Here is a 25,293-nt window from a genome sequence, read left to right as displayed (position 1 = left end):
GCAAGGAGCACATGCGCATGGGGGCCGGAAGGCGCTCGCTGGGTCTTGCAGCATGCTCTTCATTGGCTACGGGCCGCCCGGGAAAGGTTAGGGTATTGGCTGTTTCGGCGGAGAGTTCCGTACTTTTCGGTGGCTTTGTGCGGATTGAATACAAGATTATAGGAGAAATGCATTCAATCTGGTTGGAGTTGCACGCCAGGCTACGTTGCGAGGAGGATGCTTGGCGTGGCGCCGGTCATCCTCGTCGTCTTCCTGCTCTTGCGGCTCAGTCTGGGTGATCCGGCGATCCTGACGTGTCGGAGCGCAGCGCTCAGGGATACGAGGTCGTCACCCGTCTCACCCTGTTTCGTCTAGAGCGCTTCCGATTTAGACGGAACCGCACAAACGCTCTATCTTTTTGTTTTTACGCATTTCCTGACGGAAAACCGCTTCGCACTTTTCCTCGAAATGCTCTAGGCAAGGCCCTCCGCCGCAGCGTAGGCGGACAGCACCTCCTTGATGTTTCGGTCGCCATCCGTGGGAAGGAGTGCGCGTGTCGTAACCGACTCGAGGTGATGCCCCATAAGGGTGGTCGCCTCGTCGGTCTTGCCAGCAATCAAGTTGTCCAGAAGGTCCCGGTGTTCCGATACGGCGCATTCCGAAGAATGCGGTCGGCCATAGAGCGCGAGGATCAGGGAACTTCGGGCGACCAGTTCGTTCACGTAACGAATTAGGCTCGTGTTGTTCGTCATCTGCGCAAGGAGGGTATGGAACTCGCCCGCCAGCCGGATCGACGGGGCCCGCTCCTTCTTAGCGGCTTCCTCGAGCGAAATATGCGTGGAAAGCACGTCGATTTGCTCGCTGGTCAATTTGCCCGAAAGTGTTTCCACCACGAGCCGTTCCAGCGCCATCCGAGTAAGGAACAGATTGCGCCCTTCTTCGAGCGTCGGCCGTGAAACCATCGCCCCCTTGTTCGGGCGTAACTCGACCAATCCCTCCTGGCTAAGGCGAACCAGCGCCTCGCGGACCAGGGTTCGGCTGACACCAAGCCGTTCGCCGATAGAATCTTCCGGCAGTTTTGATCCTGGCGAAAGCGCCTGGTCGAGGATTGCGCGTTTCAGGACACGATGAACGGCCTGAGCGCGGCCACCGCCTACATCGCTCTCTTTCTTTGCCATTCTGATTTCTCCAAATCCTGGTGATTGTCACCTCGAATTGCATACAAAATGGCGGCATGTCCAGTGCCTTGGTATCTCGAGAGGCAAGCTGTTTCGACACCCGTCCTGTGCGAGGTCCGAGGCATCAACGTCGACCGAACGTGACGAGGCCAAAGTGCCACCGCCGATCCAGAGCAAATCATTTTCGCTCAGATCGGTGATTGCATCGCTTGCGCATAGCGTGATGGGTTGAAGCGCATGTAAAGGAAGAACACGCTGGCGACGCAGAGAAGATGCATCACCCAGCCAGGGGCGAAGCTGCCGCTGACGTCGTGCAGGAATGCGGTGGCGAAGGGGCCGAGGGACGCGATCAGGAAACCGCCACCCTGCATCAACGCCACCAGCACGCCCGCCTCCTCCGGCCGCGGCAGGTGATCGAGGGCGGTGACGATCGCCAACGAGAAGCTGCTGCCGAGGCCGGCGCCGCACAAGGCTGCCCAGACGGCGGGCGCTGCCTGCGGCATGAAAGCGAGACCGGCAAAGCCGACTGCCTGCATCGCCAGCGTCATGCGGAGGAACGCTCGCCGGTCGATGCTGCGGCGGGCAAGAACCGGCAGGGCGAGGGCCGCCGCTGCCTGACAGATTGCCATCAATGCCACGAGATTGCCGCTGTCGCCGCTGCTCCAGCCAAGAGATTGGTAATAGGAGGCCAGCCAGGCGACGGCGGAGGAGTAACCGGCGTTGACCAACCCGAAGGCGACGATAAGCGTCCATGTACGAGGCCGGCGGAGCAATCTGCCGGTGAGCGCTTTGTCTGGACGGTCGCTGCGCGAGTCCGACAGGATGAAACATGCGGCGCAGAGAGCGACAAGTGCGGGCGCCGCGAGCCAGGCCAGCGCTGGGCGCCAGCCGTAACCGTGATTGACGAGAAGTGGCGTCAGCCGCGCGCCTAAGGCCCCGCCACCCATCAGGAACGCGGAATAGAGTCCAGTGACAACCGGGATGCTTTGGGGAAATTCCGCCTTGATGATGCCGGGAAAGGCCGCCTGGATGAAGGCGGCGCCGGCGCCACAAAGGGCGGCGGTTGTCACCAACGCTGCGCCGCCGGGCGCGACGAGCCGCAGCAGGGAGCCGGCGCCTAGCACAAGCAGGGCGATGAGAATACCGCGGCGCGTGCCGATCCTGGCCTGCAGCGAGGGCGACACGAAGGCGCCGACGCCCATCAGCATCATCGGCAGCAGCTCCAGCAAGGCCAGACTGCCATATCCCATTCCGGTTTCGGCGACGATCTCGGACAGCACGGGCCCCGGTGCGGTGAGAAACGGCCGCAAATTGACAGCAACCAGCAAGACGAGGATGAGCAGCATCCATTGCCGGCCCGTCGCGGGCTGGGTTGATTTCGGCATGATCGGGTGTTTCCTTTACGTCTTCTTTTTATTGCGGTGACCCGAAAAGCCATGCGCGCAGTGGTGCACCAATTCGTTCGCGACGTGCAATAACTTCGGCACAGCAGCAAAGCCACGCCGTGCACGGGATTCATTCAATCAAATCCGTATCTCGGCTGTGACGCGGAAGACGCGCGGCGTTTCCAGCGTATCGCGCAAACCTGACCAGTCGATCATGAGATCGGCTTCAAGCTGGGCGGCATCGAGAACGGCGTGCCGGCAAGGGGAGATTCTCATCCGTTTTGCCATCCACGGCCAGGCCGAGGCGAGTTCGCGCCCAGGATGCGCTCAAGTGACGGGGCAAGGCGAAGAAGCTCACGGGTATATTCGTGTTGCGGCGCGGTGAAGAGCGTTTCGGTATCGGCAAGCTCGACAATCTGCCCTGACTTCATGACGGCCACGCGGTCGCACATCTGACGGATCACCGCGAGGTCGTGGCTGATGAACAGCATGGAGAGGCCGGCGAGGTCGCGCAGATCTTTCAGGAGGTTGAGGAGCTGCGCCTGCACCGAGACGTCGAGCGCGGAGGTCGGCTCGTCGCAGATGAGCAGCGAAGGGCGCGGCCCGAGAGCGCGCGCAATGGCGATCCGCTGGCGCTGACCGCCGGAGAAAGCGTGCGAGAAGCGCGCGCCGGCGTCGGCGGGAAGGCCGACAGCTTCGAGCAGCGTCGTGGCGTCCTGCCGGGCTTCCTGCGCATTGGAGGCGAGCTTGTAGAACAGGATGGGCTCCGCAATCGCGGAGTTGATACGCAGGCGCGGGTTGAGTGCCGAATAGGGGTCCTGGAACACCATCTGCAGGGACTGGCGCACCGATTTTTCACGTCGGGCGCCGAGCGCCGTTCCCTGAAAATCGATGGTGCCCGAACTCTGGGTGACGAGGCCGGCTATGGAGTTGGCGACGGTGGTCTTGCCGCAGCCGGATTCGCCGACGAGGCCGAAAATCTCGCCGCGCCGGACGTCGAACGAGACGCCCTTGACCGCCTTGAATACCGACGCCTTGCGGCCGGGGATCAACGAGCGGCTGCCATACTCCACCGCAAGGTCGCGCACGGAAAGTACCACGTCGTCGCGGCTGCCCGCTTCGGTCTTTGCACTCTTGCGGCGCACGGTGGCGCGGGCGTCGAGCGACACCTGCGTTTCCTCACTCGGTACCGGTAGACGCTCAAGGCGTGTTTCGATCGGCGGCACGGCGGCGATCAGCGTGCGGGCATAGGGCGCCTTCGGCGCGGTCAGCACCTCGCGCGTCGACCCACTCTCTACCACCGCGCCGTTCTGCATGATGGTGACGCGGTCGGCGATCTCGGCGACGACACCCATATTGTGCGTGACGAGCAGAATGCCGACGCCGCGCTCGTCCGCAAGATTGCGGATGAGCTTGAGGATCTGGGCCTGCACCGAGACGTCGAGCGCGGTCGTCGGCTCGTCGGCGACGATAAGCTGCGGATTGCAGGCGAGTGCGGTGGCGATGACCACGCGCTGGCGCTGTCCGCCGGAAAGCTGGTGCGGATAGCTGCTGAGCCGGCGTTCGGGCTCCGGAATACCGACGGCCTTCATCAGTTCCAGCGCGCGGGCCTTCGCCTCCTTGGACGAAAGCTTCAGATGGGTGAGCATGCCTTCGCAGAGCTGGCTTTCCACCGTGAAGAGCGGGTTGAGGCTCGTCATCGGATCCTGGAAGATCGCGCCGACATCGCGTCCGGGCACAATGCCTTCGGTGCGGCCGGTGCGTAGGTCGATCTGCTTGCCGGCGATGACGATGGAGCCGGATGCGATTCTGCCAGGGGCCTGCAGGAGACCCATCAGCGCATTGCCGACAGTGGTCTTGCCGGCGCCGGATTCACCGACGAGGGCGTGGATTTCCCCGGGGCGGATCATGAGATCGGTGTTCTTGACGGCCTTAAGCGTGTTGCCGTTGGCCAGCGGATACTCGACGCAGAGATTGCGAATGTCGAGGACGGGGAGCGTGGTTTCGGTCATCTCAGCGAACCATCAGTTTCGGGTTGAAGTGGTCGCGCAAATAGTCGCCGATCACGTTGACGGCCAGCACAAGGACGACCAGTACAGTCGCCGGCATCACCGCAATCCACCAGAGGCCGGAGAACAGGAACTGATTGCCGATGCGGATCAACGTACCGAGCGAGGGATAGGTCGGCGGCATGCCGGCGCCGAGGAAGGAGAGCGTCGCCTCCGTCAGAATCGCGCCCGCAAGGTTGATGGTGGCGATGACCATCACCGAACTCATGATGTTCGGTAGAATGTGGCGGCCCATGATGCGGCCGGATGGCAGGCCGATGACCTTGGCGGCGCGCACGTAGTCGCGCGCGACTTCCACCATGGTCGAGGCGCGCACGGTTCGGGCATATTGCACCCATTCGTTGACGGCAATGGAGAAGATCAACACCAGCGGCGCCCAGGCAAGCATCGTTTCGGCGCTGAGCTGCGCGCGGGCGATGCCGCTGATGAGCAGCGCGACGAGGATGGTGGGGAAACTGACAAAGACATCGGCAATGCGCATAACGATGCCATCGATCACACCGCCGAAGAAGCCGGCGACGAGACCGAGCACGACGCCGACCACGGCCGCGAAGACCACCGCGCCGACGCCGATGACGACGGAGATCCTGAGCCCGAACAGGATGACGGAAACGAGGTCGCGGCCCTGGTTGTCGGTGCCGAGCAGGAAGCGGGGATCACCACCCTCCATGAACGCCGGGGGGATTTCCATGTCGATCAGCGAATAGGATGAGACGTCGCGAGGATCCATCGGCGCGATCAGCGGGGCGAAGATGACGAGGGTCAGCATGATGAAGAGCACCAGGCCGGCGACCATCACGGAAACCGGCGGAAGCCGGCGCATCAGGGATTGCGTAGCCATTATCGTGTCCTCAGGCGCGGATCGATGAAGGTGTAGAGAATGTCGACGATCATGTTGATCATGACGAACAGGAAGCCAACGAACAGAAGGTAGGCAGCCAACACCGGCACGTCGGGATAGCCGACGGCATTCGTGAAGAGCAGGCCCATGCCCGGCCATTGGAACACTGTCTCGGTGACGATGGCGAAGGCGATGAGCTGGCCGATCTGCAGGCCCGTAACGGTGACGACCGGCATTAGCGCGTTGCGTAGAGCGAGCCGCCCATAGATATAGGCGCGCGGCAAGCCGCGGGCGAAGGCGAAGCGGATATAGTCCGCCGACAGCACGTCGATCATCTCCGAGCGCACCAGCCGCATGATCAGCGTGAGCTGGAACAGCGCCAGCGTGATCGACGGCAGGATCAGCGACTTCAGGCCCGAAAGGGTGAAGAAGCCGGTCTCCCAAAAACCGATATCGACGAGGTCTCCGCGTCCGGAGGACGGCAACCAGCGCAGGTTCACTGCGAAAACCAGGATCAGCAGCAGGCCGGTGACGAAGGTGGGCATCGAAATGCCGACCAGTGTCGCAGACTGGGTCAGCCGGGAGAGAAAGGAACGCGGTTTTAGCGCGCAGAGCACTCCGAGCGGAATGCCGAGCGACAGGGCCAGCACGGTGGCGACGACAACCAGTTCCAGCGTGGCCGGAAGACGGCTGAGCAACAGGCTGGTCACAGGCTGCTGGTAGCGGTAGCTCGTGCCGAGATCGCCGGTCAGCACATGGCCGACGAAATCGACGAACTGCACCACGACCGGCCTGTCGAGGCCGAGAGCGACACGGACCGCGTCCTTTTCCGCCTGGGTTGCGCCTTCGCGCACCATCGAGGCGACGGGATCGCCGACGAAGCGGAACATGACGAAGGCAATGGCAGTCACTGCGACCATCACGAGGATGGCCTGAAGCAACCTGACTGAAAAGAGTCTGATCATCGGATAGTCCTTGAGGGAGCGATCTTGCCCGAAGGGGCGAAAACCGGGCTGTTGCGCTCCCGCGTCCCCCGCGCCGCCAGCGACGCGGAAGGGTTGACCCGGTTTGAGCGCAGTCCCGGCAGGCTTCGCTTGCCGGGACTGCGCCTTGGGAGAATCCCGACTACTTCTTCATCTGTGCGAACCACGGACGCACGTACTCGTCCGGGAACTGCGGCATGTCGAGCTTGCTGCTCATCGCCCAGGCGACCGGCTGCTGGTGCAGCGGCAGGTAGAATACCTGATCATGGGTTATGCGGAAGGCTTGCTTCAGCATCTCGACGCGTTTGGTTTCGTCGAGTTCAACGGCTGCGGCATAGGCCAGCTTGTCGATCTCGGGATTGGAGAGCCCATCGGCGTTGCTGCCGCCGAAGGTGCCGTCATTGGTCGCCAGCAGCGCTTGCAACGGGCTGAAGCCGTCCATCGGCGGCAGCGAAGCCCAGCCGAGAAGATAGACGTCGAACTCACCCTTGTCCGTACGCGGGAAATAGGTCGTCTTGCTCTCGACACTCACATTGGCCTGGACGCCGATCTGCGCCCACATGGAGGCGACCGCAAGGCAGATCTGCTCGTCGGCGATGTAGCGGTCATTGGGGCAGGCGAGCCCCGTTTTGAAACCATCCGGATAACCGGCCTCGGCCAGCAGCGCCTTGGCCTTGTCGACATCATAGGGAAGCGGCACGTCGATGGTTTCGTCGTAGCCGGTCACCGCCGGTGCGACGAGCATCCCGGCCGTACGCGACTTGCCGCGCATCAGGCGCTTCTGGATCGTGTTGGTATCGATCGCGTGCCACAGGGCCTGACGCACCCGCACATCGAGCAGCGGATTGGGCTTGCCGGGGGTCGCATGAAGTTCCGGCCGGTAGCTGAAAATGAAGAATATGGTACGCAGGGACGGGTTCTCGACGACCTTCAGCCCATCGGTGGCGGCGATGCGGTCGACGTCCTGCAGCGGAACGGGCGCAATCATGTCGACTTCACCCGATAGCAGCGCCGCGACGCGGGTCGCGTCGGAGGCGATCGGACGGAACTCGACCTCGTCCAGATTGTGCTGCGGCTTGTCCCACCAGTCCTTGTTCACTTCGAAGATCGAGCGCGAATCCGGTTCGTAGGTCTTCAGCTTGAAGGCACCCGTGCCGTTGGCATGGTTGCTGGCATAGGTGACGACTCCGGTCGAAGCATTGCCCGGCTTCAGCGCGTCATGCTCCTCCATCCAGGGCTTGCTCATGATGTAGATGGCGGCAAGGTCGTTGAGGAGCAGCGGATAGGGCCCGCGCAGGATGAGGTCGACAGTGTATTCATCTACCTTCTCGACGCCGACGACGGTTGAAAGGTTCTCGCGGTTGCGCGCGCCGGGGTCGATCTGGCGCTGGATGGTCGCCACGACGTCATCGGCGTTGAAGGGCTGGCCCTCATGGAATTTCACGCCCTGGCGCAGCTTGAAGCGCCAGCGGGTCGGCTCGATGACCTCCCAGGAGGTGGCGAGCGCCGGCTCGAGCTTCAGGTCCTTGTTACGGCGCACCAGAGGGTCGAAAACCATATGGTGCACGCTCTGGGTAAAGCTGTCGACCTGTGCGTTGGGGTCGTAGGAAATGACATCGCCGGATGAAGCCCAGCGCAGTGTCTCGGCGAGGGCGGGGGCGGAAAGCGGCGCCACAAGGGCGAGACCCGCCAAGAGGGTCTTCAAAGAGGTTTTCACTGGTTTCTCCCGTTTGGCGTATACATATTATCTGTGTTATTGGATACGAATGTTCCCAGTAATAGTGTACATCTGATGCAAACAATATCAAGATGGCAAAAGTGGTTTTGGCGACGCTTCTCAAAAAAGAACGCCAGGCCCGACAGCCGGAAAGGGAACTTCCGATGACGAATGCACTGCTGATTGAAAACGCCACGATCGTTACCATGGACGCGGACCGTCGCGTTCTTGAGCGCGGCCATGTTCTGGTCGAGGACGGGCGCATCGCCGGCATCGGCGAGGGAAGCTTTGCCGGAGAATGGCAGGCCGAGCGCATCGAGGCTGCCGGCATGGTCGCGATGCCTGGGCTGATCGACACACACGCTCATGCCGGACATATGCTGACCAAAGGGTTGGGCAGTGCAGCCGAGGACTGGATGGACGTGACCGGCCGCATTTACGCGACTGCGACCGACCCTGAGTTCTGGGCAGCGGAAGCGGCGCTGTCGGCGGCAGAGCGGATCAAGTGCGGCACGACGACTGCGGCGCTGCTGTTCGGCGGCGGCCCGGATATCATGCGCACCGAGGCACCGGAGGCGGCGGAGGCGCATCTCGCTTCGGTTGCCGCCATGGGAGTGCGTGAGGTTCTGGCCGTGGGGCCGAACCGGTCCGGGCAAAATCACGTGTATCGCCAGTATACGCCGACGTCCCACAACGACATCGTCGTCTCCCCAGACCGGCAGATAGACGTGGCCACCGAGTTGGTCGATGCCTGGGCTGGACGCGACGACCGGCTGCAGGTCGTGTTTTCGCTACCGGTTTTCGATGAGCAGGAACTGCGCGGGGAAACGGTATACAGGATTGCATGCAAAGTCCGCGACCGCGCGCGTGAGAGGCGAAGCCTTCTGGTGCAGGACGGTCATCGCGACGGATCCATCGCCGCCAACGATGCGCGACTTGGTCTCTTTGACGAGCGGTCGCTCCTTGCCCATTGCATAGACCTGACCGAGGCCGACCGGGCGGTCCTGAAGCGGACCGGTGCCAAGGTTGCGCACAATCCGAGTGCGCTGATGTCGGTCTATGGCCGCTGCCCGGCACCGGAGCTGATGGAGGACGGCATAGTGGTTTCGCTCGGCACCGATGCCGCGGCGCCCGATCGGTCCTTCGACATGTTCCGCAACATGTTCCAGGCCCATCGCTACCACGCGCGCCATTTCTCAGATGATACCGTGCTGCCGCCGCTGCGGCTGCTGGAGATGGCGACGATCGACGGCGCGCGCGCCCTGATGATGGATGATGAACTCGGCTCGCTTGAAACCGGCAAGCGCGCCGATATCGTCCTTGTGAATATGCGTCAGCCCCATCTCTGGCCACCGCACGATCCGGTGCAGCGCCTTGCCCGATACGCCAATGGGGCGGACGTGGTCACCACCATCGTCGGCGGGCGTGTTCTGATGCGCGGGCGACGCCTCGTCGGCCAGGACGAAGACGCGATCCTCGACCGTGCCCTGCGCGCATTTCGGCTGGCGATGGCGCGGGCCGGACTTAGTGATCGCACGTAAGGCGCTTGGACAATTGAGGATCTACAATGACTGCAGACCTTCTTATCCGTAATGCCCGCCCCTTCGGTGGGCCTGTTAAGGACCTTCTCATCCGAGACGGTCGGTTTGTTGCGGCAGATTGTCCCCGTCCGGTGGCCGAGATCGACGCGACCGGACATGTCGCCTTGCCAGGGCTTGTCGAGGCACATACGCATCTCGACAAGACACTTGTCGGCATGGACTGGTTCGAGAACCGGGTCGGTCCGACCCGCAACGACCGAATCCTGGCCGACCGCAATGCCAAGCGCGAGCTTGGCATCAACGCCCGCCGGCAATCGGCCCGTCAGATCCTTCAGACGCTCGCCCATGGCGTTTTGAGCATTCGCAGCCACGTTGATGTCGACACCGAGATCGGCATCGCCAATGTCGAAGGCGTGCTGGAAACACGCGAGGCAATGCGCGATCTGGTCGATGTACAGATTGTGGCTTTCCCGCAAAGCGGCATGCTGCCGCGCGAGGGGACGCTCGAGTTGATGGATGCGGCCCTGAAGGCCGGCGCCGATATCGTCGGCGGCATCGACCCCGCCACGATCGAGCGCGATCCGGTGCGTCATCTCGATGCAATCTTCGCGCTCGCGGATCGTCACGGAAAACCTGTCGACATTCATCTGCATGAACCGGGCGACCTCGGTGCCTATTGTCTTGAACTCATCGTCGAACGGACCCGCGCCTTGTCGCTGCAGGGGCAGGTGATGGTGAGCCACGCCTATTGCCTCGGGACGCTCGACGCCTCACGGCAAAACGCGTTAATCGGCCAGCTCGCTGCAGAACGCATCGCGGTGATGACCGTCGGCAGTCCCTCTGCCCCGGCATTGCCATTGCGACTGATGCGCCAATGCGGTCTCACGGTTGCCTCCGGTTCTGACGGCATTCAGGGGACCTGGGAGCCGTTTGGAAATGGTGACATGCTGGAGCGGGCGAAGTACCTGGCGCAACGCAACGGTATGACCAACGATGTTGATCTCGAAGAATCCGCCCGCATCTGCACTTTCGGTGGTGCTGAAGGTATCGGTCTCGGCGGTTACGGTCTCTCTGAAGGCTGCTTCGGCGACCTGGTGCTGGTGCCCGCGCGCACGTTGGCGGAAGCCGTCGCCCTGACGCCGCATAGGCGCACCGTCATCCGGCGCGGCCGCGTGGTTGTGAATGGCGGCGAATTGGCTGGCGATTTGCCGGCCATCGAATGAAGCTTTTTCGATGAAAGGCGAAAAGTCGGGAATTTGGTGTTCGCAGTGGCGGGCCGCGATCGGTCGAGCCGTCACTATGCAACGGCCTAACCTGCCGGTTCAGCGGGCCGCCGACCGCGGCTTTACGGTTCGGCTTGCGTGGTGATAGTTGTTTGCGATCCAACGCTTGGCAATCGCTATCAATCGCACGCTTTGGCTATTTTCGAGGAAAATCATGACTCCCAAACCCAGCGACAGCAATGCAAGATCGGCGGTCCCCAAGTCAGATGCGGTCTATCGTATCTTGAAGCGTGCCATCCTCGACCAAGCATTCGCTGCGGGCACGAAACTTCCCGAGGATTCGATCGGTGAGCGGCTGGGCGTCAGCCGCACGATCGTGCGGCAGGCTCTGGCGCGACTGAACGGTGAGGGTCTGATCGAATTGCGGCCGAACAAGGGAGCATGCGTCAGCCACCCCAGTCTGGAGGAAGGGCATAATATCTTTGCCGTGCGCCGAGCGTTGGAGACGTTGGTCGTCGATAGCCTGATCGGCAGTCTGACGGCCCCGAAGATCAAGGAGCTTGAAGCGCACGTCGACGCCGAAGACAAGGCAAGGCTCGACAATCCGTCGGCCTCGATCCAACTCGCCGGTGAGTTTCACGTCCTGCTCGCACAGCTGACGGAGAACGCCATCCTATCGCGATACGTTACCGAGCTCGTCTCGCGCTCGTCCATGATTTTGTCGCTCTATGGTCGCCCTCATTCGTCCGATTGCGCCGTGTCGGAGCACCGCGAGTTGATTGCCGCACTTGCACGGAACGATCGCGAAAAGGCGTGCAAATTGATGGACCATCACATCGGGGCCATCACAACGCGCGCTCTGCTGAAAAGCAACTCGGAAAACGACTTGCCGGATCTCCTGGCTGCCTACGCAAAAGAAGAGGGCCTTTAGACCGTTTTGCCGCCTTGTGACCAGCGTGATCACTGGCGCTCCCTGCTGGACGTCAATGCCCGTTTTCCACGCGCGGACGAAAGTCAGGACTCCTACAGCGCCGCTACAGCGCGGTCGCTGTAGCGCTTTGACGGCTGCACCCATAACATAATACAATATTCGGCATCTATAGTATACAACTTGCCGCCAGCAGATTGGGCGGAAGGTGAGCAGATTTCGGCGCGCGTCGTATGCCACTCTCGCTTATACCCTCGCGTCGAGCAACGCACCTACAGCGCCGCGCGTCTTGTTAGACGCGCAAAGGTCGCTGTAGCACTCTGAATTGCTGCATGTTTTTACATCGAATACGATTTAACGAAACCTACAGTCGGTGATTGGCAACATCGTTGCGACCTTTTTCGCGGCAGCGCATTAGTTAAAACGTCTTCCCAAACATTCCTTTGTGCCAGCGGTTCGCGCCGGCAATATGGCGCAGGCACGCCTGAGATTGACTGATAATATTGTATGCATTAATTGGATGCAATATTGACACAAAAATGGATGCGATATAAATCAAAGATGGTATTCGGCGACGCCGGGAGAGCAACGTGCCAGATACGCCGGTTTCCGTGCGGAAAGCTCGGCGAGGTTCTCCTGTGCGTGGGTGTTTGCCGTGCCTACGGCTGCACGCTGGGACGTCCCAGCCGGTCGACGCGCCGTGCGTCGGCGCAGTGATAAGCGGTTGAACGGTCATGGAGGAGAACCGGACATGAATATCGATTTCACCACGCTACCCCCTCCCGATCGTTATCGATTGCTGACCAATTTCATTGGTCCGCGCCCCATCGCGCTTGTTGGAACCCGGTCGCCGGCCGGACACAATAATGCGGCGCCAATGAGCTTCTTCAACGTGTTTGCCCACGAGCCGCCTTTGGTGGTGCTCGGCATCCAGAACCGCGGCAATGGTGATGAGAAGGACACTGTCTCGAACATCCGCCGAACCGGCGAGTTCGTTGTCAACATGGTCGACATGGCGCTCGCCGAGGCGATGATCGTCTGCGGCGTCAACTTCGCCTCAGAAGTGGATGAACTGGATTTCGCCGGTCTGACACCGGTGCCGTGTGACCAGATCGACGTCGCTCGCATCGCCGAAAGTCCCTGCAGCTTCGAATGCAGGGTCGACCGCATCCTCGACTATCACAAGCGCGTGCTCGTCATCGGCAAAGTCGTGCACATGCATATCCAGGACCGGTGCCTTGATGCCGAAGGGCGCTATGCGAATCCGGAAACCTACCAGCCGATCGCCAGGCTGCATGCCGACAACTACATCACTTCAGATCGCCAGTTCGAACTTAAAAAGCCGGAAGAGCTACTGCGCTTCGAGTTTGCACAAGTGAACCCCAGGCCGGAGAGAGCCACCCGATGATCCGCATACACGTCATCAATCCGAATTCGACAGCCTCAATGACCGACCAAATCGCACGTGCGGCCGAGGCAGCACGATCGGAGGGCACAGTCATCGAGGCGGAGACCGCAACGGACACGCCCGCCTCGATCGAAGGCTACGCGGACGAGGCGATGGCCGTGCCTGCGATGTTGGCGGCGATCCGTGCCGCCGAGAAGCGGGGCGTATCGGCGCACGTGATAGCCTGCTTTGATGATCCCGGCCTTGCCGCTGCGCGCGAGGTTGCCTCCGGTCCCGTCATCGGTATCTGCCAGGCGGCGGTGCAGATCGCAGTAACCGTAGCGACCCGCTTCACAGTGATCACCACGCTGCCGAGGTCGGTGCCGGTGATTGAGGATCTTGTCGCGCACTACGGGGCTGCCTCGCGATGCCGCCGTGTGCGCTCGGTCGACCTGCCGGTGCTAGCACTCGAAACCGACCCGGCAATCGCGCGCGCGAAACTCCTCGATGAGGCGCGCGCTGCGATACGCGAGGATGGTGTCGATGCCATCGTGCTTGGGTGCGCCGGCATGGCAGAACTGTGCGATTGGCTATCGCGCGAAACGGGGGTCCCCGTCATCGACGGCGTGGCGGCAGCCGTCAAGCTCGCCGAGGCATTGGTGAGCGGTGGCTTTCGGACCTCGAAGGCTGGCGCCTACGCTTATCCCCGCGACAAGTCCGGTGATCTCGTATCGGCGTGCCACCCCATCATTGATCAACGGATGGTTCTCACGCCCATTTCCCAAGAAGTGATCAGTTCGGCCGAAACGGTAACGTTTTGCAGTCTGCAACCGTAGCACATCTTGTCCCGTAGCTCGGCAAGATGCGACAGCTATCGGCTGTCCGTGCAAATCGAATTGTCATCATTACGCAAACTCCCCAAACCCACGATGAGGGAACGATGTTGGAACAGACACTGTCGCAAAGCCGCCGGGCATTTCTCGGCCAAACGGGGAAGCTGACCACCGCTTGCGCGGTCGTCGGGCTGACTGGCGGACTGGCTCACGAGGTATCTGCGAATACGGCCGAACCTGTTGCCGAGATTGGAGCAAACATGCTGACGGATCGTCACTACCTGCTGGCTGACGTGCGGCTGGAAGAAGGTTTCGAGTATGACGGCGACATCGTCATCGGCACCCGCACCGCGCTGTACACCGTCGAGATCAAGGACGGCAAGATCGCCGCGCTTCATCCCGCGAACGCAACGCTGCCCAGCGGTGTCGCGCGCTATCAGGCGTATGGCCAACTGATGCTGCCGGCCATGCGCGATATGCACATACATTTGGACAAGACCTTTTACGGTGGTCCCTGGCAGGCGCCGCGGCCGCGCCAAGGCAAGACCATCATGGACATGATTGCGCTGGAAGAAAAGCTGATCCCCCAATTGTTGCCCACCTCGCAGCAACGAGCCGAGGGCCTGATCGCGCTGCTTCAATCCAAGGGGAGCACCGTCGCACGGAGCCATTGCAACATCGATCCGGTCAGTGGCCTGAAAAGCCTTGAACACCTGCAGCGCGCGCTGGAAAATCACCGCGATGACTTCGTCTGCGAGATTGTCGCCTTCCCACAACACGGTTTGTTGCATTCCAAGGTCGACGGCTTGATGCGCGAAGCGATGCAGATGGGCGTGCACTATGTCGGTGGGCTGGATCCGACCAACGTCGATGGGGCGATGGAGAAGTCACTCGACGCCATGTTCCAGATTGCCCTCGATACCGGCAAAGGGGTGGACATCCACCTGCATGAAACCAGTCCGGCGGGGATGGCGGCGATCAACTACATGATCGAGACCACGGAGAAGAATCCCGCGCTGCGCGGCAAGGTAACCATCAGCCATGCCTTTGCCCTGACTACACTGGCTCCTGAAGCATTGGAGGAGACTGCCTCCCGCCTGGCGGAAAATCAGATGACGATCGCCTCGACGGTCCCGCTTGGTGCTCTGATGATGCCATTGCCACAATTGAGCAAGGCGGGCGTGTTCGTGATGACCGGAACGGATAGCGTCATCGATCACTGGTCGCCGTTCGGCAGCGGCGACATGCTGGAAAAGGCCTATTTCTACGCGCAGCTTTATCGCGGGTCGGATGAGTTCCACTTGTCACGGGCCATGGCCATCGCCACCGGCGGCGTTTTGCCGTTGGATGATGAAGGCAAGCGCGCCTGGCCAAATGCCGGAGATGACGCCGCCTTCACGCTTGTCGGTGCGAGTTGCTCCGCGGAGGCGGTGGCTCGCGTGCCGGCGCGCACCGCCACCTTCTACCAGGGGCGTCTGGTGTTCGGCAGTATCGGCAAAGCCTGAGGCCGACCCGCCGTTGCGAGCGCTCCCATTCCTGCAACGGCTGCGATACGCTTGATGACACCAACGGCGGCCGCATACGCAGGCCGCCGTTGTCGAGATTCCATCCAAAACCACACATGAACGATTGCGGCGACCGAACTCGGCCCGCGCATTTATCTTGGGCCTGCCTATCGGGCGGGACACGCCGATCAGCGCACCTTTTTGTGCGGCCTCCTCCTTCCGGAAGCCGATGGTCTCGTCAGCATTCAACTCCACTCGCATTGTATACAAGTTCTGCCGATATTGTTGAGGTGGAATGGCGTCGCAGCTGCCAGGATTCGCGCCAACAGCGTTTCGTCGTGGGCGAAACGCGACGATAACGTCGGTTGTGCCAGCGCATTCTCATCCCAATTCTCGCCCGCGTACCGCTTTGTCGGCTAAAATGTCTACAATCTAAAATGCGATCTTGACGCAGGATTGTATACATGAGACAGTCAATTTGTCTATACAAAACGGCGTGGAGGCCGCGGTGTCTAGGCGGGCGCAGGGCGCGCCAAGGAGGAGAAAAAACTCATGTCAGTAAATAGACGTACGTTCCTGCAAGGGGCGGCCGGCGCTATCGGCTTGGCCATGGCGCAGGGTGCTTTGTCGAAAATCGTTTATGCGCAAGGTGCCGCCGGCACGCTCAGGGTTGCCATCGCCAAGCCTGCCGGCAATCTCGATCCGCAGAGTCACTACGCGATCTGGGCCATTCAGGACCTCATGTTCGAGCCGCTCGTGAAATACGGCAAGGGCGGTCAGATCGAACCTTGCCTGGCAACCGACTGGAAGATCGAAGACGGCGGCAAGACGCTGCATCTGACGTTGCGCGAGGGCGTGACATTCCAGGACGGCACCAAGTTCGACGCTGCCGCGTGCAAATGGAATCTCGAGCGCTGGATGGGCATCGACCAGTTCAGCTGGATGAATTGCTCAAAGCACTTCCAGTCGCTCGACGTGGTCGACGACTACCACGTCACCCTGCATTTCAAGGAGCCGGTGCTCGCGCTCATGCAGGAACTTTCCTACACGCGGCCGACGCGCTTCCTGTCGCCTAAATCCGTAGGTGCCGACGGCAAGTTCAAGGAGCCTGTGGGTACCGGGCCGTGGCGTCAGATCAGCGCGGACGACACCCAGAGCGTCTTCGAGCATCACGAAGGCTACTGGGGCGAGTTGCCGTCCTATGAACGCCTTGAAGCCAAGGTTATCCCTGATGCCCGTTCACGGGTTGCGGCATTGCGTGCCGAGGAACTCGACCTGATCGGCGGTTTCTGGATCGCGCCCTTGACCCCGGAAGAGGGCAAGCAGCTTGAGGCGGCCGGTTTCAACGTCGTCGTCGATCCGGGCAACGTCACGCTGGTGATGGCCTATAATCCCGACCGTGCTGAGGCGCTCAAGGATCCGCAAGTGCGCAAGGCCGTCAGCATCGGCATCGATCGCGCTGCGATTTCCAAGGTGCTTTACCATGGCTACGCCAAGCCCGCCGGCAACATGTTCTCGGGCGCCTTGCCTTATGCCGGAACGCAAAGTGATGCCCCTGTCCGGGATGCTGCGGCCGCATCGGCGCTGCTCGAAAAGGCCGGCTGGACGGGAAGCCCCATCCGATCCAAGAACGGCAAGCCGCTGACGCTCGAATTGGTCGTCAGCCCGGACGCCGTGCCGGGATCACGTGTGATTGCCGAGGTCATCCAGTCCGAGATGAAGGAGATCGGTATCGACCTCGTCATCCGCTCGGTTGACCATGCCTCCAAGCACACGGACATGCTCGAACAGAAGTACGATCTCGGCTTCTTCCTGACCTATGGCGCACCTTACGATCCGTTCGGCTCGATCGTCGGACTGTGCCTGTCGACCTTCCACAACGACGTCGAGGGCAAGCTGGTCACCGATCCGGTCAACCTCGATCCGTTGATCAATGCGGCGATGGCCGCGACCGGCGATCAGATCCAGCCGACCATTCAGAAGGTCTATGACTGGCTACGGGACAACGACGCGATTGCGCCGCTGGTCTACGTGCCGAGCATCTGGGCGCATTCCAAGCGGCTCCATGGCTTCAGCAGCCCGGTCACCGAATACGACATGCCCTACGAAAACATTCTGCTGGCCGAGTAGGAGGAGGGTACCTTGATCCACTTCATCAGCAAGCGGCTGAAGCATTCCCTGGTCCTTCTGTTCATGGCGTCCCTGGTTTGCTTCACACTCGTGGTGTCGCCACCCGGCAATGTTGCGGTTCTGATCGCGGAGCTTCGCGGGGCGGTCGCTACACCGGGCTATGTCGAACAGGTCGCCGAAGAGATAGGACTGCACAAGCCACTGCTGATGCGCTACGTGGATTGGCTTGGCGACGCTGTTCGCGGCGACTTCGGCATTTCCTACAGAACGGGACAGGACGTCAGCGCAGACCTGGCGAACCGGATGCTCGTGACCGGGCTACTGATTGCAGGCTCGGCTGTGATCGCCGCCCTCATCAGCCTGGCTTTGGGTTTCCTCGGGGCCTTCTGGACCTACAAACTGCCGGACCGCGTATCGCGCGGTCTGGCGCTCCTCGGCGCATCGACGCCGACGTTCTTCGTCGGGGCGCTGATGATCTATGGCTTTTCCGTCACCTTCCAGCTTCTACCGTCGTTCGGTTTCAACGGCCCCAAAAGCTGGATCCTGCCATGGCTCACCGTCGCCGTTCTGCCGGCCGCCGTCCTCAGCCGCGTCGTGCGGGTAGGGCTGGAGGAAGCGATGACGAGTCCCTTCGTTCTGACCGCCAAGAGCAAGGGTCTTGGTCGCACAGCCATATTGCTCCGCGAGGCGTTGCCCAACATCACGCCCCTCTTCATCAACGCGCTCGGCACCCAGGTCGGGCTGATGACGGCCACTGCGATCATCGTCGAACCGCTTTTCGCCTGGCAGGGTCTTGGGGATTACTTCCTCGCCGGCGTCCGCTTTCGCGACTTCATGGTGGTGCAGGCATGCCTGCTCATCTTCCTGACCTTCTTTATCGTGGTGAATCTGATCGTCGATCTAGCGGTTCTTTTGACCGATCCGCGCATTCGCCGCCAATGGAGCTGATCATGAACATGCTCAATCCTATCCTGGCCCGATTGAACAAGATGCCGCGGGCGGCCTTGATTACCATCGGCCTATTCGTTGCTCTGGGTACTTTCGCGCCCTGGCTGGCGCCCCAGGACTCGAGCGCCCAAAACCTGCTGGAGGCCGGTCTCGGGCCAACGGCCGCACACTGGCTCGGAACCGATCACCTCGGTCGTGATACGTTTAGCCGTCTGATTATCGCTGCGAACACGTCGCTGGTGAGCGTCGGCTCGGTTCTCGGTATCGCCATGACCATCGGTATCGTGCTCGGAACGATCGCTGGTTACCACCGGGGCTGGGTGGACGACCTCCTGATGCGCATCGTTGATGTGGGCCTGTCCGTACCGAGCCTGATCATCTCGCTGGCCGTGATCGGGATCGTCGGTCCCGGATACTGGACGATGGTGCTGGCGCTGGCACTTGCCTGGTGGCCCATGAGTGGGCGTATCAGCCGCGCCGTGGCCGTCAGCATCATGAGTAAACCTCATATCGAGGCGCTGCGGGTGCTGGGAGCCAGTCCCTGGCGCATCTATTTCGGCCATCTCCTCCCCGGTACGATCGGTTCGGTGATGGTCTATGCGACGGCAGACGCCGGCACTGCCGCTCTGGCGGTTGCGACGCTGAGCTTCCTTGGCCTCGGCATTCAGCCGCCAACGCCGGAATGGGGCCAGATGCTCGTCGACGCGTTGCCCTATCTCGAATCCGACCCGCGTCAGGTTCTGCTGCCGGGGCTTGCCCTCACGGCCGCCGTCATCGGCTTCAACACCCTCGGGGAGTCCATCGCTCTCAACCGCATTCCAAAACCGCTCACTCGGCGCATGCTCGCAGCGCGTCGGCTTGAGGTCGCAAGCTGGGGCAAGGAGAATTCCGATGCGTGACGAGCCGCTCCTGAACGTCAGCAATCTGACGGTCGACCTCCTAACCGCGAAATCGGCGGTCCGCCCCGTCGACGGTGTCAGCTATTCGGTCCGGCAGGGTGAATGTCTCGCCATCGTCGGCGAAAGCGGCAGCGGCAAGACGGTGATGAACTTCGCACCGCTTGGCCTGATGCCGACGGGCGTGTCGACGATGCTCTCCGGCTCCGTCAAGCTGGAGGGGCGCGAATTGATTGGCCTGTCTGAGCCCGAGATCCAGAAGCTTCGTGGCAAGTCCGTCGGCTTTATCTTCCAGGATCCGATGAGCGCTCTCAACCCGGTGCGCCGGATCGGGCGGCAGATTGCCGAGATGGCCGAATTGCATCTCGACATGACGCCGAGGGCAGCCGAGGCACGTACCCTCGAGCTCGTGAAGCTTGTCGGGATCTCCGATCCCGTGGCCCGGCTCCGGCAATACCCGCACGAGCTTTCGGGCGGGTTGAGGCAACGCATCGTCATCGCCATTGCCCTTGCGGGCGAGCCGAAGCTGCTGATCGCCGACGAGCCGACGACAGCCCTCGACGTGACGGTTCAGGCGCAGATCTTGCGGCTGCTGAAGGACGTGCAGCGTCGTCTCAACATGGCGATGGTGCTGATCACGCACGACATGGGGGTGGTCGCGGGTGCCGCCGACAACATCGTCGTCATGTACGCGGCGCGTGCCGCCGAATGCGGTCCGGTGGACAAGGTCCTCGTCAGCCCGCGTCACCCCTACACCAGGGGGCTGATCAACGCGATACCGAGGCGGGAGGATCCAATTGGGTCGGAGTTTCGAGGGCTCCCCGGCATTCCGCCGACGCTCGGCGCGCCGATCAAGGGCTGCGCCCTTGCGCCGCGTTGCGAGCTTGCCGTCCCCGCATGCAGCAATAGCCGCCCCCCTTTGGTCCGGTCGGACGACGGTGCGGTTCTCGTGGCTTGCCCCGTCGTCAATCAAGGAAAGGCTGCCGCATGACACACGCACCGGTTCTTAAAGTCGAAAATCTCCAGACGCGCTTCAAGAGCGTTCAGCGGGGCAAATTTGTCCATGCCGTCGACGATGTCTCGATCGAACTCTATCCCGGTGAGATCGTCGGGCTGGTCGGTGAATCCGGCTGTGGCAAGTCGACGCTCGGGCGCACCATCGTCGGCCTCGAGAAGGCGAGCAGCGGACGGGTGTTGCTCGACGGCGTCGACCTCAGCGGCCTTTCAGGCGCGGCCCTGCGCGATAGCCGTAGGGCGCTGCAATACGTCTTCCAGGATCCCTATTCGTCCTTGAACGATCGCCAGACGGTGGGGGAGGCCATCGATGAAGCGCTTGTCATCGCCGGCACCAGATCGCCCGAGGAGCGGGATCGTCGCACGAAGGAGCTTCTGGATCAGGTCGGTCTGGCGTCCGCGGTCAGGGACCGTCACACGCGCGAGCTCTCGGGTGGTCAGCGCCAGCGCGTGGCAATCGCCAGATCGCTCGCCGTCAACCCGCGAGTGCTGATCTGCGACGAGCCGGTGAGCGCACTTGATCTTTCCATTCGTGCGCAGGTGATGAACCTGTTCCTGCGCCTGCAGAAGGATCTGGGCGTGGCATGCCTGTTCATCGCCCATGATCTTGCACTGGTGCGGCAGGCGGCTTCGCGGGTCTATGTGATGTATCTCGGCAAGATCGTCGAGCATGGTCCGTCCCAGGAACTTTACGACCATCCGGGCCACCCCTATTCGCAGATGCTGCTGGCGTCAGCACCGGAGGTGGATCCGCGTGTCGAGAAGCTCCGCAAGGGGCCGTTGATGATTGGCGAAGTCCCCAGTCCGACAAACCCACCGTCCGGCTGCCGGTTCCGAACGCGCTGCCCCCTGGCGGTGGACGACTGTGCCAAGGCTATACCGCCGTCCCATGGCCTTTCGCCGGGCCACAGCGCCGCCTGCATTTTTGCGCGGGATCTTCATCGAGGCAAGCGATCGGCGCTCCTTCAGCCCGAGGCATCGGTCGCGTGAAGCGCGAGGGCTGCTCGCCGACGAAGCGTGGTCGGCGGCGCTTTCTGCGACTTTAGAAGTTGCCATTCCCTCGCGTCCCCCTGATCAGGACGCGCGCCTGCCCCGCCATCAGGCGGGGCTTTTTTTTGTCCGACAATCGCTCAATCCAGATCCGCCATTTCCCAGAACGTCATCGGTGTCAGCTCGGCTTACGCACGCTTTCGGTAATCGCCTGCGCCATGGTCTCGGCTGCCCGGGAGGGTTTGTTGCGCGGGTAGGCGATGTGGAAGAGGTCTTCGAAGCTCATGCGCTCGGGGGCGAGCAGCCGCAGGCGGCCATCGCGCACCCATTCGTCTGCGTAGTGGTCGGGCAGGAAGCCGATATAGGCGCCGGATAGGAGCAGCAGCAGGGTCCCTTCCATATGCGGGGTCGCGGCCGCCCAGGTGAAGTTCACGCCGCAGATCGTCTCGTTCAGCATGTAGGTGCGCCCGGCGAAGGATTGTGTCTCCAGAACGGCGTCGGTTAGGTCGCCATCGGGTGTCGCGAAGAGCGGATGCCCCTCGGCGCAGTAGAGCTTCTGCATCTCGGAAAACGCCGGCTGGCTGCGGAAATGCGGCGTGACGCTGCCGACGGACGGCATGAGCACGATCTGGTAGGTGCCGTTCAGCAGGCCCTGATGCAGTACCTGCGGCGCGGCGACGTCGATTTCCAGGTGCACCCGCGGCGCCTTGGCATGAAAGGCGGCGAGCGCGCCCTGGAGGTCGAGGTTGCGGTTGGTGATCATGGCGTCCACGGTGCCGAAGCTGAGGCTGCCGGTAAGCTCTCCCTGCGCCTCGCCGATACGGCCCTGGAATTTTTCCAGCGAGCCGAAGAGTTCGAGGGCCGCTTCGTAGACGAGCCGCCCCTCGTCGGTGAGCAGGAAGCCGCCGCGTCCACGGCTGCACAGGCGCAGGCCGAGACGTTCTTCCAGATGGCGCATATGGGTGGAGATCGTCGCCTGCGTCATGCCCAGCGCTGATTGCGCGGCGGAAAAACCGCCGTGCTGCACGACCGAAGCGAAGACCCGCAGGAGCCGAAGCTCGGCATCGCCGAGCGAGAGATGGAGGACGCGGTGGCGGACCTTGTTGATCATGCATTGATTAATGCACAAGTGAACATGCAATCATAGATGCTTTTAAATGTATCTGCCTCCGGCACACTCCTTCCACCTATGGAGGGGTGACATGGCCAGCAATTCCTACGAAACCGGACGTTTGAACCTGCCGTTCGTCGGCATCTGCACGTTCGGCAAATATCCCTATCAGCCGGACTGGGACGCCATCGACGCCGATGTGGCGATCCTCGGCGCGCCGTTCGACTGCGGCACGCAGTGGCGGGCGGGCACCCGCTTCGGTCCACGCTCGATCCGCGAAGCTTCGACGCTGTTTTCCTTCGGCCACGGCGGCGCCTACGATCACGAGGACGACGTCACCTATCTGCCGAGCGGTGAGGTCTCGATCGTCGATATCGGCGATGCTGACATCGTCCACACCGACACGATGAAGAGCCACGCCAATATCGAATTCGGCGTGCGCAAGATCCTCACCGCCGGCGCGCTGCCGGTGGTGCTGGGCGGCGACCATTCCGTCAACATCCCCTGTATCAATGCCTTTGCCGAGGACTGCGAAAAGAACGGCCCGATCCACATCGTCCAGATCGACGCCCATCTCGATTTCGTCGACGAGCGCCATGGCGTGCGCTACGGCCACGGCAACCCGATGCGCCGCGCCGCCGAAAAGCCCTATGTCAGCGGCCTGTCGCAGTTCGGCATCCGCAATGTCTCCTCCACTGCCAGGGAAGGCTACGAGGACGCCCGGAAGATGGGCTCCGACATCCTCTCGGTGCGCCAGATCCGCGCGCTCGGCACGCAAGCGGTGGCCGAGCGGGTGCCGGCCGGCGCGCGCTACTACGTCACCATCGACATCGACGGCTTCGATCCGTCGATCGCGCCGGGCACCGGCACGCCGTCGCATGGCGGCTTCATCTACTACGAAGTGCTGGAAATTCTCGCCGCACTTGTCAAGCGCGGCACGGTCGTCGGCATCGATCTCGTCGAGGTCGCACCGGACTACGACCATTCCGGTTCAACATCCACTTTGGCCGCGCAGGTGCTCATGAACCTGATCGGTCGCGTCATGCATGCACGGGGAACTTGAGGCCGCAGGCCTACGAGGAGGACAGGACATGGACGAAAACGTCCGCAATTATCTGGATCAATACGGCGTCAGCGACGCGACCCGGCGGTTTCTGGCGAAGCCCCAGAAGATGTTCATCGATGGAGCCTGGGTCGACAGCGGCAATGGTGCAACCTTCGATGTCTTCGAACCTTCCACGACTGGCCTGGTAACCCGGGTGCCGTCAGGCACGACCGAGGATCTCGACCGCGCCGTCAAGGCGGCGCGCCGCCAGTTCGATGGGGGCGCCTGGCGCCGCCTCAAGCCGCTCGAACGCGAGCGCCTGATCCACCGCCTCGCAGACCTGATCGAAGCGCACGCCGACGAACTGGCGGAGATCGAAGCCATCGACATGGGCAAGTCGGTGACATTCGCCAGAGAGGTCGACGTTCAGGGCACGATCGATACCTTCCGATATTTCGCCGGCTGGGCCTCCAAGTTGCATGGGCGCACGGTCGAGCCGTCCCTGCCGGGCAATTACCTGGCCTATACCCGCAAGGAGCCCCTGGGCGTCGTCGCGGCCATCGTGCCGTGGAATTTCCCGCTCCAGACCATGGCTTGGAAGCTTGCAGCTGCCCTTGCAGTCGGCTGCACCACTATCGTCAAGCCGGCCGAGCTGACCTCGCTTGCGACCCTGCGCTTCGGCGAACTGGTGCAGGAAGCCGGCATTCCGGACGGTGTGGTCAACATCGTAACGGGCCGGGGCAGCGTGATCGGCGCGGCCATGTCGGCACATCCCGGCATCGACAAGGTCACGTTCACCGGCTCGACGCCGGTCGGCCAGGAGGTCGGGCGCACGGCCGTCGGGCATCTCAAGCATGTCACGCTGGAACTGGGGGGGAAATCCCCCGTCCTGGTGCTCGACGATGCGGATCTGGCAAGTGCGGCCCGCGCGGTGGTCAACGGCGTATTCTTCAACTCCGGACAGGTCTGCGATGCCGGCACGCGCGTCTATGTCCAGCGCTCGGTCCATGACGCCTTCCTGGACGAATTGGTCGCTGTCACCCGTACGCTGAAGGTCGCGCCCGGACTGGACCGCGACTGCTATATCGGCCCCCTGGTGTCGGCGCAGCAGAAGAAGGTCGTTTCTGCGTATATCGAGGCCGGCCGCCGCGAAGGCGCCGAACTGATCCATGGGGGCGCCAGCCCCGATCGGCCGGGCCATTTCATTGAGCCCGCCATCTTCGCCCGCTGCAAACCCGAGATGAGCATCGTGCGGGAGGAGATTTTTGGCCCGGTGCTTGTGACCGATGCCTTCGACGAACTGGACGACGCGGTCGCGCTGGCGAACGACTCCGCTTTCGGCCTCGCCGCCGCCATCTACTCGAACGACTTGTCCCGTGTGCATGGGCTTATTCCGCGCCTTAACGCCGGCTCGATCTACGTCAACGCCCACAGCACCATCGATCCCTCCATGCCCTTCGGCGGCTTCAAGGCATCGGGCTTCGGCAAGGATCTGGGGCCGGAGCAGCTGGATTACCTGATGGAGACGAAGGCTGTCTGGATCACGCTGCCATGAGGCCCTGACCCATCGCCCGGCCGTCGCCCATGGGC

21 protein-coding genes and 1 pseudogene are annotated in these 25,293 nt (G+C 62.2%); 14 read left to right on the top strand and 8 right to left on the bottom strand.

From position 1 onward, the window contains the following. Positions 1-270 precede the first annotated feature (270 nt). Positions 271-456: pseudogene (locus tag ASD52_RS40370) on the top strand (hypothetical protein). Here the strand turns inward: ASD52_RS40370 and ASD52_RS26755 are convergent. From ASD52_RS26755 to ASD52_RS26730, 7 genes are all read right to left on the bottom strand, one after another. Continuing rightward, positions 453-1,157: a GntR family transcriptional regulator gene (locus ASD52_RS26755; protein ID WP_025430353.1), complete on the bottom strand. Its 705-nt coding sequence runs from the start codon at positions 1,155-1,157 to the stop codon at positions 453-455. The pseudogene ASD52_RS40370 and the gene ASD52_RS26755 sit on opposite strands and share 4 nt — an antisense overlap. A 188-nt stretch (positions 1,158-1,345) precedes the next feature. Continuing rightward, entirely contained in the window at positions 1,346-2,542 is a 1,197-nt protein-coding gene (locus ASD52_RS26750) for a cyanate transporter (RefSeq protein ID WP_057225974.1), read from the bottom strand. Between the two features lie 138 nt (positions 2,543-2,680). After that, the gene (locus ASD52_RS38860; RefSeq protein ID WP_156408056.1) at positions 2,681-2,818 is read right to left on the bottom strand and encodes a hypothetical protein; all 138 of its coding nucleotides are present in this window, start codon (positions 2,816-2,818) and stop codon (positions 2,681-2,683) included. Then, complete coding sequence (locus ASD52_RS26745; RefSeq protein ID WP_057225972.1) at positions 2,815-4,554, bottom strand: ABC transporter ATP-binding protein; 1,740 nt, start codon at positions 4,552-4,554, stop codon at positions 2,815-2,817. Before ASD52_RS26745 ends, ASD52_RS38860 begins: the two co-directional genes overlap by 4 nt. Before the next feature lies 1 nt (position 4,555). After that, on the bottom strand, positions 4,556-5,452 hold the full coding sequence (locus ASD52_RS26740) for an ABC transporter permease (RefSeq protein ID WP_057225970.1): 897 nt from the start codon (positions 5,450-5,452) through the stop codon (positions 4,556-4,558). Beyond that, positions 5,452-6,417, bottom strand: coding sequence for an ABC transporter permease (locus ASD52_RS26735; RefSeq protein WP_057225967.1), 966 nt, complete (start codon positions 6,415-6,417; stop codon positions 5,452-5,454). Before ASD52_RS26735 ends, ASD52_RS26740 begins: the two co-directional genes overlap by 1 nt. 160 nt (positions 6,418-6,577) lie before the next feature. Further along, the gene (locus ASD52_RS26730; protein WP_057225965.1) at positions 6,578-8,152 is read right to left on the bottom strand and encodes an ABC transporter substrate-binding protein; all 1,575 of its coding nucleotides are present in this window, start codon (positions 8,150-8,152) and stop codon (positions 6,578-6,580) included. A 164-nt stretch (positions 8,153-8,316) separates the two neighbouring features. Here ASD52_RS26730 and ASD52_RS26725 point away from each other — a divergent pair, with 164 nt between their 5' ends. The 11 genes from ASD52_RS26725 to ASD52_RS26675 all read left to right on the top strand — a co-directional run bounded on the left by ASD52_RS26725 (position 8,317) and on the right by ASD52_RS26675 (position 21,547). Further along, complete coding sequence (locus tag ASD52_RS26725) at positions 8,317-9,693, top strand: amidohydrolase family protein (protein WP_057226330.1); 1,377 nt, start codon at positions 8,317-8,319, stop codon at positions 9,691-9,693. Positions 9,694-9,719: 26 nt separating this feature from the next. Next, a complete protein-coding gene (locus ASD52_RS26720; protein WP_057225963.1) occupies positions 9,720-10,916 on the top strand; it encodes an amidohydrolase in 1,197 nt (398 codons plus the stop codon). Positions 10,917-11,130: 214 nt separating this feature from the next. Beyond that, positions 11,131-11,847, top strand: a complete 717-nt coding sequence (locus ASD52_RS26715) for a GntR family transcriptional regulator (RefSeq protein WP_025430345.1) — start codon at positions 11,131-11,133, stop codon at positions 11,845-11,847. Positions 11,848-12,595: 748 nt separating this feature from the next. Next, a complete protein-coding gene (locus tag ASD52_RS26710) occupies positions 12,596-13,252 on the top strand; it encodes a flavin reductase family protein (protein WP_057216884.1) in 657 nt (218 codons plus the stop codon). After that, complete coding sequence (locus ASD52_RS26705; RefSeq protein WP_025430343.1) at positions 13,252-14,067, top strand: aspartate/glutamate racemase family protein; 816 nt, start codon at positions 13,252-13,254, stop codon at positions 14,065-14,067. Before ASD52_RS26710 ends, ASD52_RS26705 begins: the two co-directional genes overlap by 1 nt. A gap of 104 nt (positions 14,068-14,171) precedes the next feature. Beyond that, entirely contained in the window at positions 14,172-15,569 is a 1,398-nt protein-coding gene (locus tag ASD52_RS26700; RefSeq protein WP_234907770.1) for an amidohydrolase family protein, read from the top strand. A gap of 552 nt (positions 15,570-16,121) precedes the next feature. Next, positions 16,122-17,699 (top strand): nickel ABC transporter substrate-binding protein, encoded by a 1,578-nt coding sequence (locus tag ASD52_RS26695; protein ID WP_025430341.1) that lies wholly within the window; start codon positions 16,122-16,124, stop codon positions 17,697-17,699. A gap of 12 nt (positions 17,700-17,711) precedes the next feature. Continuing rightward, positions 17,712-18,647, top strand: a complete 936-nt coding sequence (locus ASD52_RS26690; protein WP_057225961.1) for an ABC transporter permease — start codon at positions 17,712-17,714, stop codon at positions 18,645-18,647. Beyond that, the gene (locus tag ASD52_RS26685; protein WP_025430339.1) at positions 18,638-19,546 is read left to right on the top strand and encodes an ABC transporter permease; all 909 of its coding nucleotides are present in this window, start codon (positions 18,638-18,640) and stop codon (positions 19,544-19,546) included. The genes ASD52_RS26690 and ASD52_RS26685 overlap by 10 nt, the downstream gene beginning before the upstream one ends. Next, positions 19,539-20,534 carry an ABC transporter ATP-binding protein gene (locus ASD52_RS26680; protein WP_057225958.1) on the top strand — a complete coding sequence of 332 codons (996 nt, stop codon included), beginning with the start codon at positions 19,539-19,541 and terminating at the stop codon, positions 20,532-20,534. The genes ASD52_RS26685 and ASD52_RS26680 overlap by 8 nt, the downstream gene beginning before the upstream one ends. Beyond that, the gene (locus tag ASD52_RS26675; protein ID WP_025430337.1) at positions 20,531-21,547 is read left to right on the top strand and encodes an ABC transporter ATP-binding protein; all 1,017 of its coding nucleotides are present in this window, start codon (positions 20,531-20,533) and stop codon (positions 21,545-21,547) included. The genes ASD52_RS26680 and ASD52_RS26675 overlap by 4 nt, the downstream gene beginning before the upstream one ends. Positions 21,548-21,725: 178 nt before the next feature. On the opposite strand, the gene ASD52_RS26670 is transcribed toward ASD52_RS26675, so the two are convergent. Next, positions 21,726-22,658, bottom strand: coding sequence for a LysR family transcriptional regulator (locus ASD52_RS26670; protein WP_025430336.1), 933 nt, complete (start codon positions 22,656-22,658; stop codon positions 21,726-21,728). A gap of 91 nt (positions 22,659-22,749) precedes the next feature. On the opposite strand from ASD52_RS26670, the gene speB reads away from it, so the two are divergent. Next, the gene (gene speB / locus ASD52_RS26665; RefSeq protein ID WP_057221079.1) at positions 22,750-23,721 is read left to right on the top strand and encodes an agmatinase; all 972 of its coding nucleotides are present in this window, start codon (positions 22,750-22,752) and stop codon (positions 23,719-23,721) included. Positions 23,722-23,749: 28 nt separating this feature from the next. Continuing rightward, positions 23,750-25,258: an aldehyde dehydrogenase family protein gene (locus tag ASD52_RS26660; RefSeq protein WP_057225956.1), complete on the top strand. Its 1,509-nt coding sequence runs from the start codon at positions 23,750-23,752 to the stop codon at positions 25,256-25,258. Positions 25,259-25,293 lie beyond the last annotated feature (35 nt).

The organism is Ensifer sp. Root142 (assembly GCF_001426785.1).
GTDB classification, from domain to species: Bacteria; Pseudomonadota; Alphaproteobacteria; order Rhizobiales; family Rhizobiaceae; genus Ensifer; species Ensifer canadensis.
Note: the sequence above shows the minus strand (reverse complement) of the source record. Positions and strands in the feature narration are given on the sequence as shown.

Excerpts from the sequence above, each read along its gene's own strand:
- ASD52_RS26755 (WP_025430353.1), bottom strand. The coding sequence starts at position 1,157 with ATGGCAAAGAAAGAGAGCGATGTAGGCGGTGGCCGCGCTCAGGCCGTT.
- ASD52_RS26750 (WP_057225974.1), bottom strand. The coding sequence starts at position 2,542 with ATGCCGAAATCAACCCAGCCCGCGACGGGCCGGCAATGGATGCTGCTC.
- ASD52_RS38860 (WP_156408056.1), bottom strand. The coding sequence starts at position 2,818 with ATGAGAATCTCCCCTTGCCGGCACGCCGTTCTCGATGCCGCCCAGCTT.
- ASD52_RS26745 (WP_057225972.1), bottom strand. The coding sequence starts at position 4,554 with ATGACCGAAACCACGCTCCCCGTCCTCGACATTCGCAATCTCTGCGTC.
- ASD52_RS26740 (WP_057225970.1), bottom strand. The coding sequence starts at position 5,452 with ATGGCTACGCAATCCCTGATGCGCCGGCTTCCGCCGGTTTCCGTGATG.
- ASD52_RS26735 (WP_057225967.1), bottom strand. The coding sequence starts at position 6,417 with ATGATCAGACTCTTTTCAGTCAGGTTGCTTCAGGCCATCCTCGTGATG.
- ASD52_RS26725 (WP_057226330.1), top strand. The coding sequence starts at position 8,317 with ATGACGAATGCACTGCTGATTGAAAACGCCACGATCGTTACCATGGAC.
- ASD52_RS26720 (WP_057225963.1), top strand. The coding sequence starts at position 9,720 with ATGACTGCAGACCTTCTTATCCGTAATGCCCGCCCCTTCGGTGGGCCT.
- ASD52_RS26715 (WP_025430345.1), top strand. The coding sequence starts at position 11,131 with ATGACTCCCAAACCCAGCGACAGCAATGCAAGATCGGCGGTCCCCAAG.
- ASD52_RS26710 (WP_057216884.1), top strand. The coding sequence starts at position 12,596 with ATGAATATCGATTTCACCACGCTACCCCCTCCCGATCGTTATCGATTG.
- ASD52_RS26700 (WP_234907770.1), top strand. The coding sequence starts at position 14,172 with ATGTTGGAACAGACACTGTCGCAAAGCCGCCGGGCATTTCTCGGCCAA.
- ASD52_RS26695 (WP_025430341.1), top strand. The coding sequence starts at position 16,122 with ATGTCAGTAAATAGACGTACGTTCCTGCAAGGGGCGGCCGGCGCTATC.
- ASD52_RS26685 (WP_025430339.1), top strand. The coding sequence starts at position 18,638 with ATGGAGCTGATCATGAACATGCTCAATCCTATCCTGGCCCGATTGAAC.
- ASD52_RS26680 (WP_057225958.1), top strand. The coding sequence starts at position 19,539 with ATGCGTGACGAGCCGCTCCTGAACGTCAGCAATCTGACGGTCGACCTC.
- ASD52_RS26675 (WP_025430337.1), top strand. The coding sequence starts at position 20,531 with ATGACACACGCACCGGTTCTTAAAGTCGAAAATCTCCAGACGCGCTTC.
- ASD52_RS26670 (WP_025430336.1), bottom strand. The coding sequence starts at position 22,658 with ATGATCAACAAGGTCCGCCACCGCGTCCTCCATCTCTCGCTCGGCGAT.
- speB (WP_057221079.1), top strand. The coding sequence starts at position 22,750 with ATGGCCAGCAATTCCTACGAAACCGGACGTTTGAACCTGCCGTTCGTC.
- ASD52_RS26660 (WP_057225956.1), top strand. The coding sequence starts at position 23,750 with ATGGACGAAAACGTCCGCAATTATCTGGATCAATACGGCGTCAGCGAC.